This is a genomic window from Cerasicoccus frondis (assembly GCA_031296915.1).
GTDB classification, from domain to species: Bacteria; Verrucomicrobiota; Verrucomicrobiia; order Opitutales; family Cerasicoccaceae; genus Cerasicoccus; species Cerasicoccus frondis.
In genome coordinates, this window is record JAVDPC010000002.1 from 292,609 (window position 1) to 309,132 (window position 16,524).

The 16,524-nt window shown below is 48.8% G+C and carries 4 protein-coding genes; all 4 read right to left on the reverse strand.

All coding sequences use genetic code 11. The features are described from left to right. Nucleotides 1-22 precede the first annotated feature (22 nt). The 4 genes from RBB63_RS02630 to RBB63_RS02645 all read right to left on the reverse strand — a co-directional run bounded on the left by RBB63_RS02630 (nt 23) and on the right by RBB63_RS02645 (nt 16,397). A complete protein-coding gene (locus tag RBB63_RS02630; RefSeq protein WP_309380816.1) occupies nt 23-10,327 on the reverse strand; it encodes a LamG domain-containing protein in 10,305 nt (3,434 codons plus the stop codon). Nucleotides 10,328-10,367: 40 nt separating this feature from the next. Further along, nucleotides 10,368-12,230, reverse strand: a complete 1,863-nt coding sequence (locus RBB63_RS02635) for a hypothetical protein (RefSeq protein ID WP_309380817.1) — start codon at nt 12,228-12,230, stop codon at nt 10,368-10,370. Nucleotides 12,231-12,424: 194 nt separating this feature from the next. Beyond that, nucleotides 12,425-15,784 (reverse strand): protein kinase domain-containing protein, encoded by a 3,360-nt coding sequence (locus tag RBB63_RS02640; protein WP_309380819.1) that lies wholly within the window; start codon nt 15,782-15,784, stop codon nt 12,425-12,427. A 73-nt stretch (nt 15,785-15,857) separates the two neighbouring features. Continuing rightward, the gene (locus RBB63_RS02645; protein WP_309380821.1) at nt 15,858-16,397 is read right to left on the reverse strand and encodes an ECF-type sigma factor; all 540 of its coding nucleotides are present in this window, start codon (nt 16,395-16,397) and stop codon (nt 15,858-15,860) included. Between the last annotated feature and the right edge of the window lie 127 nt (nt 16,398-16,524).

The window sequence follows — 16,524 nt, forward strand, 5'->3', positions numbered from 1 at the left end:
TGTTGGCGCCTTCCCTATTAAACTAGAGCCCAGCATTGGAAAAAGTTTCGAAGGCTAATTTGATGTCACTGACGTTCTCAACAAACTGGTCTAATCCATACTCGTTATCGCCGTGCAGGTAGTTACCGGGAATAATCAGCATCCACCGTGTGTTCCATACCGAACGGCCAATTAAACGTGTATTGGGCATCATCTCCTCAATGGAAACCACCTCTTCACCACTACTATGATAGGCGCGGAAGGCGCTGAACCGCTTAATGTCGACAAAACTCCCATTCACTGAGTCAACCGAGGGAATATAGCCAACGTCCTCCAGGTGGCTGTCGTTGATGGGCAGCACATTCGGTATCGTCTGCTCAAGGATGTTCCAAGTGCGCGTCGTGGGCTCTTCTGCATCCGCTAAGCGAAGCACATCCGTACCAACTGGAATGAGATAACAACGAGGAGTCGTGGCGACCTCCGCATCATTGTAACCCTCGAACCAAACGCCCACCGAGCTAATTTTGGTCGCATAGACGGAGGGATCGTAAGCGTGGTCCTCTCCTCCTAATTTGTGACCGAAGAAGTTCTTATTCGCGAATATCTCGGTGCCAAATTCAATCACAATCCCCGGCAATGGGCCTTCATCCCGACTCAGAGGCGGACGACAGAATCGGCCGAACTCCGGAAGAGCCCACAGATCATCTACGCGCCGCGCCTGCAGGGCTTTCTTCCAGCGCTCATCGCTGTAATAATTACCTTCCTTGATCCGAAAGTATTCCTTGCGCAGAGAGATGTACCCCGTCTCTAACTGCGGGTTGTTAATGCCCAATTGCCCTTCCAAGCGTTCGTAGTTAAGCTTCAGCGTTGCTAGGGCTTCAGCGATACCGCCAAGACCGATACGCGGCTCTTCGCGATACCAGTGCCCCAGTGAGCGTTCCTTGATAAGACTCTCCAGCAACGACGTCACTGCATCAGGAGAATCCGGTGAAAGGCTGGTCTCGTATTCGTAAGCTTTCGCTGCCAGCCAGGCATAGCGAAGGGCATTCTCAAAGGCGTTGCGGTATTTACCTAGAGCTTCATTTCGCGCGATGCGGTAAAGCATATCCGAATAGCGATGTCGTTGAGCCTTTGATGCAAGGATCATGTTAAAGGCTTCACGCTGATCTAGGAGTCGAAAGCCTTCAGCTAATTTTGTCTTCAATTCCTGAGACTTTATCTGCAATGCCTGCGCTTTTTCAGCAATGTCCAATCGCTTTGCCTCTTCCTCAGTCAGGAGGCGCCCCAAATCTGAACCAGCCGAGGCCAAGTCTGCAAATTCAGATGATTTCCACGAATCCCATTCAAAGCGAAGTGCATCAATATCTTGACTAGTTTGGTTTAAGTGACGTGCCAGTCGCGTAGCTTCCCACCACTGATAAAAACTCTGCGATATGATCCAATCGCTGACTTTGGACGTCATTCGAGCTGCGAAAGTCAAATCGTTGGACACTCCGTTTACGGTTGGATATCCTGTATCTTTGATCTTTTGATAGTACTTTATAAATTCAAAATTCGTTTCAAAAAACTGCTCTTGGGCGTAAAGCACATTATCCAATGCTTCGAATAGAGCTTGCCCGGCAAAATACTCTCCCCATCGATGACTCTGGCGTTTGTAATTGCGCAGTAGGTTTTCCACGGTATCCGTGAGTATCGCAGCTTCTTCCAGATATTGTTCGTATTCGCGAATGCTTTCATGGAGTATGATTTCTTCTTGTAGCATTTCTCCGAGCAATATCTGGATTTCTCCGTATGCTGATCGCTTCCCCCAATCCGAGACCCCATCCCCGTTGGAATCTGGAACCTGAAATGCATAGTCCTCCGTACTGACGAAATATGCTTCGGTGGACAAAGTTGGATCTGACGATATGCTCATCAGGCCAAGGTCACTATAGAAATCCTCCGCCTCAAAATTGCCAGGGCTTTCTATATCATTGAGCGATACAGAACTAAGCAGATAGTCATTTTTAAAGTTAGTTTTAAATTCGCTGGCTTCATCAGTTATTTCAATATACTCCTGAGCAGTATCGGGAATGAGCGTATTAAAATCTACCGTATCGATATATAAATAAAGTTTCGTATCAGGTCCAATGTAGCCCTCTTCATAGATTTGCCCCGGCCCGATAGTACCTTCATATGGTCTGCCGAAGATTTCGATTAATCGGTTGCGGTAATCAATGTCCTGCCGAAGCGCCTCGATCTGCAAAGTCCGCGTGTCATCGGCAATACTGCGCAAGTCATTACCGGCGGCAATTGAGTATTCAAGCGCCTTGAGCGCATTGTGCGCCGCATCCTCAGCCTTGTCGTAAACTTGCTCAAAGTGGCTTCGCCCATCATCATTAAAGGCAAAAGCATCAATATCAAAAATCATCGCATCGGGATCAAAACCCAACGGATTAAGCCCATCGCAGGCGTGGTCCAAGGCGATCTGAAGCTCATAGCCACTCATCGCAATTTCGGATATCTCAGCCTCGTTGGCGCGACGATCAATCTGATCAAGATCTTCCAACTCGGCGTCATTGGCTTCATCCGCATCCGCTGGAACGAGCGCGTTCGCCACTACCCAATCAAATAAGGTAGCCTGTCCAGTCCTCTTACCCCACTCGGAAACGCCCCAGGCACGCGTTTCATCAGCATCGGTGTAACCCTGCCATTGGCCATCGGGGTCCTCAGTGTAGGCTTGGCGGTACGTGGCCCGAATAATCTCTACGGCCGCACTCGCTTTAGCTGCGGCAATACGAGCAAAGGACTTTTCATCCAGAAAATCGACTTCGATGACGTTGTCCAGCAGGGAGTAAAGTTCACTTCGACTTTGCCAATCAAAAGCAGGATGCTGCAACAACTCATAATGCATTCCCAGTGCGGAAAGAAAGTGCCCCCAGGCGTCTCCATGCCCCATGGGATAAAGTTCCGCAGCGTCATACTCGTTAATGAAGCCGTCCTCGTTGACATCCTGTATATTGTATTCCGCGTTGTAAGCCGCCTCTCCCTCTCCTTTAGTGTAATTCCAAAACAGACGATTGTAGCTGGGATACGCTTTGACATAATCGGCGCCTCGGAGCAGAGCCATTTCTTCCTGGAGTAGGCTTGAAACCAATCCATGGAACGCGTGCAGGTAAGCGTTAACCGAATCAATTTCCCCACCGCCATCATAAGCAGTAACGGTCATCGATATAGTCGGGTCCTGATAATCCGAGTATGCCTCACGGGCGTGGAGCTCATACAAAAACGCCAAGCGCGTTGCTGCAAATAATAGCGCCTGATTAGTGCCATCTGTCGAAGCTCCATCGATATCGAGCGTCAACGATTTGGCGCGATGGAGAATCGTTTCATAGAGTGCGATCAAACCGACATCCTCAATGACGTCCTTGTCAGAATTGAGCGCAACATCGCCCACATACGGCCCCCCGGCTATCTGCAACTGACTGGAGTATGTCGCCGGACTTTCATTGCCATAAAAATCGGTGTAACGCGCCTCATAAGGATTTACGCGATCAAGCACACGCTTGACCCATCCCATAATCAACTGCGGAATATATGAATAACTCCCATCCGATTGGTATTGCGGCGAATTGGACGCCCCAGCCCATTGAAAGGGAACACGATTTCGGGGACTATCGTCGACTGTAAATCTGTCATCCTGGTCATTGATATCAACTAGCCTCCAGGAAGCATCTGCGACTAAGCCATTCGTCGTATCATTGCCCAAGCCGATATCATTTGCGTCATTAACAGCATCGAGCTCGTCCCTTTCCCCATATCGCACGTAGAATAGCTTGTCGGATAAGGCAATATCCGGCCTTCCTCTAAATTCGATCTGATGCAAACCTAACCCTTGAGTATAGAGCTGCCATTCTGGATCGTAGTCGCCCGAAGAGGGATCTTCTTGCGGTAGGCCCACATTGTCCAACGCATCGACTTCCCGCATCCACCACTGATAATAAACATCTTCCGTGTTCGCGCCAAAGTCTCCTGAGTGGCGGAGGTTGATCTTTTCATCGAACACATCCTGAGCTTCGACCATTTTTATGCCTCCACGATATCGCTCCTCACCGATTTGGATAATGTGGATTGCGACCGCTCCGCCAGCATCAACATGATTATTCTCCAATAGCGTAATGTAAGCAGGTTCATCCGAGCTTGACGTTAAAAGCTTGGGATTGGGAACTAAGGCCGCCCCCGTTCCCAGGCTACGTAAAGGATGGTAATCGCCATAGAGCGCCAGCTTAGCAGCGTCCGATGAAACATCGACATTCGCGTAACCAACAAGCCCATAACTAGCGTCATAATGGAGCGGTTGCGTCTCCAAATACGGTAGTTCATTGGCATTTAAGACGTCGAAGTCGGCAGGCTGCATTCCTGAAAGGAAAACATGCCCAGTCCGGTTGTCCGAATGGACATCCGCAGGATTGTATGTCTCCGCATCACTAAACTCAATATATGATGGATTTTGTGACATCATATAAATTTCGTCTATCGCGGAGAATATAGCCTCACTGCCCCCCAATCCGATATCATCAATGAGCCAATCCACAGTGAGGAATTCATACTCGCTTTCGGTTAAGACATTAGGCTCCAAGATGTGGAGTGAGATGGGCATTGCTATAAGGTCTGGATCACCACTTTCAAGATCATTAAGCCGACCGCGAAAGACCAATTCCCCGGTCAATGAGTCGTAGTAAAATCGCTTCTGCAGCGAACCGGCCAAGCCTTTGAAATACCAGCGTGATCCAACCACCAATATGTTCTCCGTGTAGGCCGGCGTCAACGCATCCGGCAAGTTTGACTGGGGCAGGTCTACTACGTAGCGATCCAAAGGGCGTATAAGTCTAGCAGAAAAGTGATCGAGGAATTCTTGACTATAATTCATCGCTGGATGCACGCTATCGTAAACCACCTCTCCAGCTGCCCATGCCACCACTCCAGGCAAACCTTCAGCCCCTGAATTTTCATTGAAGTATTCGCCGCCGGGATAGGTAACCGTCTCCCCCCGCTTGAGCACGGGGTAGTCATCGCGCCAATAGGTATGATAATCCACAATGACCGAGGTCGTCGTTTTTGGGTCAAAAAATTCCCGCGATTCTGGAAGCCAGGCTAATGGCGTGCCCGTATTCACGTCGTTGATACCGTCAAAGTTTTCCTGGCTGCCAGTTTCAAACCAAAAGTCGTCCCGCATGGGGTACCAGTAGCGATAAAAGAAATTTCCATTTCCCGATACACACCAAGTATTGTCGTTTATATCGTTCCAGATAGTACGCTGAATGAAGTTGTAGCTATTCGGCAAGTTACCCCCCGATTGCTCTTCTAATATGGCCGCCCCGATAACGCGATTCAGCGGATATGGGGGAATGAGAATATCGCCAGCAAAGTACGGATAATAGAAATCGTATGTAGGGTCAGATGGTTGCGCTAACGATTCGCCAAGGCTATCAACAGGCCCGTGTGTTGTCGGATCGAGCGCGGGAAATGGCTCGGCCCCCGAGCGGGTTTCCTCCACCTTGTACGCAGCCATTCTCCATTCTTCCGTATCGAGATCCTGATAATCCACGAGCACCCAGGGCTCGGAAGTAAACTCCTCTGGGTTGTTGTCGTTTGTATCCAGATCGGAGTCGTTCAATCCGTATCGGTTGATCTTATTTTGCAGTGCGAAGGCGGCATCCTGGCCGAGAATAAAGCCAATATCCCCCGTTAGCTGATCCTTAATTGAAGGCGCGATCAACGCGTGTTCTTCATTAGGATTATAACCTGCGTATTCGGGATAAGGCTGATTGTAGATAGTCAACCCACCAAACTGAGCCGGGTCGAAGACCAGTTGGTCATCACCATTCGCATCGACGCCCTCAGTGCCGAGACGGCTGGCCACATAAATACGCTTGTCTGCATGTTCGCCCTTACTGGGGAATTCCACAGTATCGTAGGTCACAAGCGCATGCGGCCAAGCAACATTCGGATGTAGATACTCCTCGGAGAATTTCAAAGCCTCGTACGGATTTTCATAATAATAAATGGCCAATCCCTCCTCGAAGACACCGTCCCAATTAACGGGATAAATTGGCCCCCAGGCACCAACGTCGGACTCGCGGTCATACAGCGAAGCGTTGTAATTACTAATACGATTATGAATATATCCAGACCCCAACCCAGCGGTGTCCAGTCGTGATAGAATCCGTGTCGCAACTTCAGCATGAGCGTCAGCTTGTGGATAACCAAAGAGCGGCCGCGAATCGGTCGGCATAAGAGAATATTTATTCTCCCCCCCCTCACCCCAGTTCTCATTGATAAAGCCGCAAAAAATCGCATCGCTACCACTGGCATTGATTGTGCCTTCATTATCGATATCGATATAATTTCCACTGCCTTGACTGACACCATGGTCAAAGCTGAAGTAGAAATCAAGGTTGCTGGCGAGACTGTCTTCTATCATAGAGGCTGATCGAATCTGGTCTGCAGTCCACAGTTCATCTACCGCCACAAATGAATCGATATAGCCATTGAGAGTAGTTAAGTAGTGTCCATGGATACCTCGACCAAGCGCGAGAGCAGATGCTTCTGGCGAGTTTGAGTAAAAGACTTCTTCACCCACCATGATACCATCCATGTATAGCTTAAGGTGATTCTCTGATGAATCAAAAGTGACTGCCCAGTAGTGCCAGCCATCATCTACTACTACATCATGAAATCTGTTTTCAGTGCTAAATCCAGAGTGGCCGAAATATCTTTCGCCAATATAAGGAACGCGTGCATCTTCGTCGACGCCAGAGCCTCGAAAACCAAATTCCGTCAGTGTATAGCCATCATAGTAATTAAGCCTGGATACAAACGCGATTCGATTAGCAGTGTCATCCGAAACCTCATCATCAAGCTTACACCAAAAAGCGATGGTTAAATCCTGATTTTCCACAAAGGCCAATTTGGGATTGCTTCCTCCAGACATGAGTATGAAACCCGCATCCATCTCATCATTGACATAAAGGGCTTGTCTCTGATCGTCTTGAATTTCAGCGCTAGACACCATGCTGCCAACCGCTTCACTTGACTCGACGATTCGCACCGCGAATGCTTCACTGCTCGAATCGCCGATAGCCACGTTTGAGGGATCGGGTGTGTAGTTGAAAAGCAGTACGCTGCGGCCCGACTCAGTAGCCATAAACTCACCGGAATCACTGTCGGTAACTGACGAAGCTTCGGTATAGGTCTGTTCTACAAAAAACCAGCGATCAGCATCATTCGCATCAAGTTGAACTGGAGGCGTTTTTTCTTCCTGCACATTATATAGGTAATTATAGTGAGCAGTCGGGGACCCGGGAAAGGCGTCGCTCACATCCTCAAAAGTCACGCTTTTAGTCGCAGCGCCATTCACGTCCATTTGGCTGCCATCTTCATTCTCTAGGAACCAATAAGCTTGCTCCGTATCACCTGGAAATCCCGAAATGATTTCGACCAAGAAGGACTCATCCTGAATTTCATCCTGCCACTCCAAGCGATAGATGCCCGGCTGCAGTGGCAGTAATTGCTCTCCAACCTCATCCCATTGTATCTTAAGACTGCTTCCAGTTCCTTCATCGCTTTCAAAAAGTCGCTGTTCTTCTAGCAGACTCGGGCCAGAGCCATATTTTTCGAGCACCGCGCCATCTGGTAAATTCGGCACAAGCTGAAGATTTGCCGCAGTGGAATCAGATACATCCAAGACATCTCCCAGCGGCACAATTGCTCGAAAGCGAGTTTTGTCATAGAGAAACGTAAGACTACCAGTATTGTCGACATTGCTCACAAGAAATTCACGCGTAACGTTGCCGCTCTCATCGATGCTGTCTTCAAGGCTATAGAATTCGGGACAATCGATAAAGAGCCCAAGTTTACCGGTCACACCATTCAATGAGTAGCGACGATCATCTGTACGATAACGTGAGCCGACAATTACATCACAACCGCCTTTCACCCAATAGCTGCTAGAACTGTCCTGAATTACGTCATTAACGTCACCTTCGGAAGAAACGAAAGCCAAACCGGTGAAATGGGAGCCTGAAAGCCCGTCTTCACTAAGTCCGTGAGTGGTATTTAGCGTAATTTGGAACTGCAGATCCCAACTGAAAATAATCCTTAGCCAGTCATTAATGATATAATTTCCGGTGGAAGCGCGACTGCCACTCTGCAATGGTCTTTTGGTAAATGTATATGGGAAAAGCTCATCGACTAAGCCTTGTGATTCCACACCAGGAATCAGGACGGAAGCAGAAATATATTTGAACTCAACCGAGTTGCTCGCGGTGGACAAATTGTTGTCAGACACCCAAGCATCAACACTCACGACATCTCCGACTTCGTCATATGATACGTCATCGAAGGTCATTTCCAGCTCCAGGCCTTGGGCTTGTCCGGCGTAATCCTGCGTCTTCATGCTATCGACCACATCGCTCATATCGAGCGCGCGTCCCCAAACACGAAAATTATCCATACAGGCGTTTAGATGATGATATCCATCATGACTCCCAATCCATAAACATGTTTGTAAGGGAGTGTGTTGATCAACTAGATAGTCCTCTGTCGCAAACAACTCACCATCGATGTACAGGCCTATCGCGCTACTATTGTTGTTGGTGAGATCGAAAGACACGCTGACCACATAATGATGCCAATCCCCATCAGTTACCTTATCCGTGTGCCAATCATGAATAGAGGAGCTATTCAACCCGAAGCCAATAAACCTTAGTCTATTTTCACTAGGCTTACAGGTCATAATTAGATAATCACCGTTCTGGCCAGTGTGCGTGTAGTCTTTAAGAAAGATACGTTCCTCTGTGTTTGAAGTCGACTCCTCATGTCGCATCCAAAAGTCAAAAGTAAATCCGTCACCGCTAATATCAACGCCCGAATCACCAGCTACAGGTTCCAAACCTCCCTTTCCTCCAAATTCATCTTTGATCTTACCGCTGAGCTGGATGAAGCGATAATCGTTAGTTGAAGTTACGGCATTTTCAACTCGCCAATCCGTCATCGAATATCTCACACCGTAGGTTCCAGTTGCGTTTGCTTGCAACACAGAGGCACTGAGTTCTGTCCCTGGCTTTATCCACTTCTTGCCGATCGTATTATGGGTCGTTCCGTTGTCCTCGGTAATTTCGGGATCTCCCATATCATCCAAAGAGTCATCGACTCCTGCATATTCCACGATGACGGCGTATTCAATTTCCCATTCCCATGTGAAACTAATATCGGCTGTCAAAGGTAGTTCTATCGAAAGGGTGTCTGTAGTGCCAGACTGCTCATCGGATCCACCAGCCTTGTATTTATACCCAACACAGACCGCTCGATAGTAGGCCTGCTCGATAATACCAATCAAATCCACATCGTCACTGAAGCCGAGTTCGTTCCCAAATTGATCAAGATAAACGTATTGGGGAGCGCTAAATGTTAGCGTATCGCTTGCATGAAAATCAAAATTCATTGCCTGACCAACTGCTGGCGACACCGCTGAGGAGCCATAGTCAGACATTACAGATACATTGATTATATATGGAGGCTGATAGCCCGGCAATAGCTCTGGATTAGCATTTTTTTCAATAGAGTACTCTGAGAATCCATAAGTGACTTTCCTTCCATTCCGGACATTCTTGTCCGCATATACTGGTGGTGTTTCAGTCAGATTTTCGAAATCGAAATGACCTTGAAAAGCACTACTCCCTTGGTCGATTTTGCTAGGACCATATAAACGTATTATCGAAATCTCATCTTTAATGGTATCATTTACATCTTTCCAAATCATCAAATCATCGACCAACAGGCCCTTGTCAGTCATATGCTTACCGATTTCTGTCCCACCAAGCTGATCGATAGAAATGCCATCAGCACCAATTACAAATATATCATGAGGTTCATTAAACGACTCACTGTTAATAGTACCCAGAACTTGACCATCCATGAGCGTTTCAACACTTATTTTGCTGCTCGCGGCATCATAGCTATAATACACCTCAACAAAATGCCAGCTGCCATCATCGATATGTAGCAGCCTTCTCCCGTAATCATAATCGGTCCATATACCCCCGATATCATAATACTCATGTATCTCCTGATCAGCTAGGTAATCGTCTGTGTATGCTTTAATCCAAAATGCGATGGAGTATGCATCAGATTCCCCCAAGGTCGCCTCATCCAAGAGAATAATCTCGCCAGGCTGCACCAATGTAGACTCATCACTGGAGGTCAGGTGCTTTGTTTCTCTCAGATGAAGAACCCGATTCGCCCAAGCGTGGGAAGACATGCACACAGCAGCGATTACAAAGCACAAAATAGAAAAGCAGGATTTCATGGCAGAACAGCAAGATGGTAAAGTCAGCAAATCATTTGCTTTAATTGATATCTGATATCTCCGAGATGCGTTCGAGTCGGAGCGCTCCTCGTATCGAAATAGGAAACGCAGCTAAACCTTCGACAGTTTCTTCGTAGACGCCCGTCAACAGACCACTTTGGAAGCGGTCGTCGAATTGAACCAAGATGGCTCGCTCAATCGCATATCCAACGGCGTGTTTCTTATGAAATACGTGCCGAAACGGATTACTGCGATGAAAAGAATCCAACACCAACGGCGCATTGGCTGACGTCTGAGTAATCGCGCCGGGACCCACGCCTCCTTCCAATGGCCACGATAGCTCATATTCTTCAACCAGATCTATTGGACGGCTCGTTTGCGCATTGATGTATCTCAAAACATGGCCAGCAGTCAGATCGCTAGCCTGATGGATCTCGTCTTGAAAGGTGTCGAGCAACTCGTCCTCCAAGCCAGCTTGCACGGCGGGATCATTATTGCGCGGCATGTCATAACTCGCGGTCTCAATGCGCTTACCAACCAGCTTCCCGTTCCGCTCCTCAACTCCTTCAAAGTACGGAATCTTGTTTTGATCGACCACCAGCACAAGTTCACCCACCTCATCATCAGCCGCCGTCTCTTGCTGCATCAGCGTCACGCTGGCCAATAATGCTGGCTGACCAGCGCTATCGACATGAAGGATGAGACGCATCGGATAAGCAGAAATCGCATCCGCCCAGGGGTGACCAGCCTCACTGATGCTAGTCACTTCCTTAAAAGTGACTTCACCCACCCAGAGCCCTGCGTATGCGGAATCAGCACCCCCTGGGCTTGCATCAGAGATCGAACTATTGCCCGCCGACATCGGCAGCCAGTAATAGAGATTGTTTCCAACTATAACGCGGTATAAGTTTTCTCTCTCGCTAAGGCTGCTCGACCAATCCCGATGAGCGCCTAAGACAACGAAATCCGTGTCGCCAGATGCGATGTCAAAAGATACGCTGGTCAGTTGGTCGTTTTGCCCAACGTTGTAACTGAGCGTCTCTGGATCAGACTCAATTTCGTAAATCTTAAGTTCATCGGTGTAAGCGCTTTGCGCCGAAGTTGCAGGCGTCACTTTTTCGATGATCAGTTGCTGAGGTTGAGACGAGACATTGGAGAACACAATGTCTTCGCGCAAAACCGAGATCGTATCCGCACCATTGCCTAGTGGATCAGTAATATCAAAATCCCCAGCGCCGCTACCGAAATCCAATTCACGTATAGAACCGAAATCAAATCGAATGGGGCCAGCAAACGAAGTCGGCCCGTCACAATAAATCCAGTAGGCGACATTGGGCTCCATCGAGTCACTGCCTGAAATGCCTTCCCATTGCCCGCTAGCAGTCAACCGGAACATGCGACTCGTCGGGAATACATCAGAAACATCCTCAAAAAACTGAGCGAATGTAACCCCCGAAGTGAGTTGAAATCCAACTAAGTTATAAGCGTCCTCAGACCAATCGAAAAGGCTATGCCAGGCCTCGCCAGTCACTGACACTTGAATGTCACTTTCCGCAAAAATCAGATAAGCTTGATATCCCCTGACGAGAGATAGCGTTTGCTCGCCAAGCTTGGAGTTGCGTCGCCATGTCAACCAACGCTCATCGTTGTAGTATTTATCGGTTGTTTCCGAAATAAACTCCGACGTGCCAGCTGGTAAGCGCAACGTGGCAACGGCCGAAACAGCTGTATCGATAAAGACCTCTTCAACCGGTAAGCTCTCACCGTTTTCATTAACCGGATCGACCTCCAACCAAACAGCGTTCCAACCGGATCGAAGAGAAATAACCTGAGTATAAGTTACGGCCGATAACTCCAAACTAGCAAGCAAGCAGGTTACGATAAAGGCAGGCAGGTTTTTCATGAGTAGGCCAGCAGTTCACCATACCGCTACCTATTTATTTCAGAGAGCGATCCGACGAATGCTATGTTAACAGAATGATTATGGCAGTAAGTGAAACTATCGATGCGTTGACCGTGAAATGTCTAACATCAGCGTGGTTTAACTGAATACACGCATTTAGCTTCGTGAAGCCGCCAAAATTTTCTTGGAAAACTTCAGGGCCGCCCTTCGCCCCCATAGAGAGATGCAGCGAGCAACATTCCAGCTGTTGCGTCCCAGATGATTAATCTGCCATCATCGCCTACAGAAGCGAAACGGCTTCCACCTGGCCCCCAGGCAAGGTCATTTACAGCCCCCTCATGTCCCTCCAAAGAAAGCACCAGCTCTCCGCTTTGGACATCCCATAATCGAATTTCGCCGCGGCTGCCTCCCGTCAACAGCCGGTCGCCAGAAGGGTTCCAAGCAATTGCCCGCACTCCTTCTTGATTTGCATGAATGCTTTCGATCGGGGCGCCTGCCTCTATGGACCAAATAACAACAGAGCCGCTACTACTACCAATAGCAAACGCATCACTATTTGGGCTCCACGCATGAATGTATTCCCTGCCCCCATCGCCAGGCTCCAACTTGTCGAAAATAATTTCGCCAGTCTCCGCGTCCCACAGTGTCACGCGGCCCAAATCACCACTAGCGAGCACCATTCGACTATCCGGGCTCAGTGATAATGCTCGGAAATTTGCATAGGGCATTACGGTCGGCGCCTCAAACTCAACTAACTCATCAGACGTCAGTAGATCCCACCCGACTACTTTGCCATCTTTATCGCAAGCATACAAGTGGTCATGCTTCGTCCAAGCAAGGGCACGCAATGACTCCAATTCAACTGGCAGTTGACCACGTGACCCAGCGAGACCTACGCCATACATTCTAACGTTGATATTCTCATTGCCAAACTTTCCCTTCCGTTCAACTGCAATGCCTCCCTTGGTTGGACTCCAGGCAAAGGCGGTCTTTCTACTGAAATGTTTAATCTGATGAGTCAGGTGATGTTTCCCCTCTAGCCAACGAATAATAAAAACTTCTCCATGTTCAGACAGGCAATCTATCCGGGCGTCGTCTTGGCTCCATCTAACCGAGGTCAACGCACCGGGGCACTCCATCGCGACAATTGAGCTCGGTGGCAAATTGTAACGAACGAGCCTACCCCCACCCGCTGCTTCACCGATTGCAATGGTGTAAGCATCCGCACTCCATGCAATTGAAGTTGGCTCATGACCATCCCATTTCAACCGAGTCACTTCAGAGGCGTTGAGATCAACACGCATAACATCATCAACACCTTCGCTAGTATAAGCTAAAGCGCCTCCGTTTGGATTCCAGGCAATATCATTTACAGCGGCAGGCGCACACTCATCCCACGAAAACAAAAGTTGCCCACTTGAAACCCTCCAAACACAGACCATACCGCCCTGACAACCTGTAGCGAGCAAAGCGCCGCTGCTCGGCCAATCCATGCATGTCACCTTGCCCAGATGCCCACGATAACGCGCAGGCGCCTCATTGATATTTTCCACTTCCCAAACAAGAACATCATTTGAATCGCCGATTCCGGCAATATGCTGCCCGCTTGGACTCCAAGAAATTTGCTCTAGCCATTCCACTTGCACATTGATATTTTCAATTATTTCACAGGATTGAATCTGCTTAGAATAACGCCATATACAAAGTTCCCCCGTCGCATCGAGCGTCGCCAGGCGCAAGCCATCGGGCGCCCAAGCAAATGAGCGATATGCATGCTCTGCTGGAAGCGATGCCAACGGCGCTGCGTCACCAGGCTGCCAAAACGTTATTCTACCTGAATCACTTAGAGTTGCGATGAGTTGTCCATCTGGGCTAAATTGAGAAAATAGATGACCTTCCTTGTCTTGCCACCTCTGCATCAACTCACCTGTCAGAGAATTGCACGCTGCGGTACCGTCGTGATCGCTATAAAGCACCGATTGTCCGTGTGGTGAAAATTCCAATGAGTTAACCGCGGACTTCGTCGAAAACACTTTGCCCAATTGGCAGAGCTCGCCAAGCAAGTAGAACCATTCCCACCCGCGAACATCGGTCTCGTCTCCCTGAGGGACCCACGCCGTTAACAAGCCCTCAGAGACGAATTTCTCCACATCGCGAAAACGATTTGTGCGTTCCAGATAGCGCATACTGGCGTCGTATTCATGACGACGGCTAGTCGCAGGCTGCTGAAACGCACGTTCCTTCAAACGTTCTGCATCAGCATGGGCTTCCTTTTCGATCTCCTGCGTATGGATCGATTCTTGCCGCAGAGCTCCCTGTCTCAGCCCAAGCAGGGAACCTCCTATTACCAGAAGAAAGATCAATAAGCCGCCGATCGATGCAAGAGCCGCATGTAGCAGATGACGCCTCGTCCACGTTTTAAGACGCTCGCTTGGCGTTTGCTGACGGGCCATGATAGGCTCACCGCCCAACCACGCGTCCAAATCTAAGGCCAGCGCCTCCGCAGACTGATAGCGCTTCTCTGGCTGCTTCTCCAAGCACTTCAGGACAATTGTCTCGAGGTCTCGATCAACGGCAGCATTTAACTTGCGCGGTGAAGTCGGCAGCTTTTCCCGCACCATCTGCAGTGTTGCGAGGATCGACTGCGCACGAAAAGGAGGCGCTCCAGTGAGCAACTGATACAAGATCGCGCCAATTCCGTAGATATCGGATAAAACAGAGTACTTGCCCGGCTCACCACTAGCCACCTCCGGCGCCATATACTGAGGCGTGCCCATTATTTGGCCAGTCAGCGTCAGGTTATCACTCCGGTCAAGGTAGCAGGCCAAGCCAAAATCACTTACGTGCGGCTGGCCAGCATCATCGAGCAGAATATTATCCGGCTTGAGATCGCGATGAATGATTCCCTTCTGATGCGCAAAAGAGACCGCCCGCGTAACGGTGAGCGTCAATTCTACACTCTCTCTTTCAGAGTAGGCCCGTTGCGCAATGCGCCCCCCCAGAGTCCCTCCGCCATGCAAAGCCATGCTATAGAAGTAATTGCCCTCATAAACGCCAACTTCATAAACAGGCACTACATTCGGATGGACCAGTTGGGCAGCAGACTCAGCCTCCAACTGGAATCTCTTTCGCTGCTCAGGCAAGGCAAATGAAGAACCTAGGAAAATCTTAATCGCAACATCGCGCTTCAAATTGAGCTGCCTGGCCCGATAGACGACCCCCATGCTTCCACGCCCAAGCTCTTCCAATAGTTCATAGTTGCCGAAAGAACGAGCTTCGACATCCAGCTCAATCGTATACTTATACTCGTGGGCTATCGCACGAGCAATTGCCTTTCGCTCATCCAGAATTAAATCTTCAAGGGAGGCGTCAACAAGCGAGGCGGCGCTACTCTCCGAAGCCTCGAGAAGGGACTCAATCTCCGCACGCAGCACCGTGTCAACGCCGCAAACATCATCCAAATATTGTGATCGTGAATGCCCCTCATCAATCTCGATCGCTTCAAGAAAAATTTCTTTCTCCGACCGAGCCCTATTCTGTTCCTCGTCTAACATGCGTATTATTATTATTAATACGCTTTTTTTAGGGCTTAAATTTTATTTTAACAAAATTGTAACGAACGCTGTATCATACCAGCATGGAAATTTTTCGACTCAGCCAAGCCTTTGCATAAGCCCATTGACGCTGCACAGTGCGAGCGGACACGCCATTCGCCAAAGCTATTTCCTCCATGCTTAGACCAACAAAAAAGCGCAGCTTGACGACGTCTGCGACTGAGCGGTCCACTCTTTCCAGTGCGTCAAGCGCTTCATTGATATTCTCCAGTCGAGGATCATTCGTTATTTCCTGAAAGCCATCATCGGAAAAATCAACTCGTTCGAATTCGCCACCTCGCTTCAATGACTTCTTTGCTCTTATTCGATCAATTATAATGCGCCTCATCGCTTCAGCTGCCACACTGTAGAACTCACGCTCACTACGCCACTTGGGCTCACTGCCTTCCTTACGCATCCGAATGTAAGCTTCGTGGAGCAAAGCAGTGCCACTCAAGGTCTGGTTATTACTGTATTTAAGCTTGTACGCAGCCAGTCTCCTTAACTCTTCGTAAAGTTGAGGAAACAAAGAATCAGTTGATCGCAATCCGCCTTCTCGACTACTCTCGCTCATACACATGCCTATGTCGCATGTGAATTACTAGCGCAAATTCACAATTACTCGTTCTTCAAATGTTTTCCCAAATGGCGCCCATTTGTCGCGTAAATAGAAGTGACCAGCTCAATCCCGCATTGCTGGA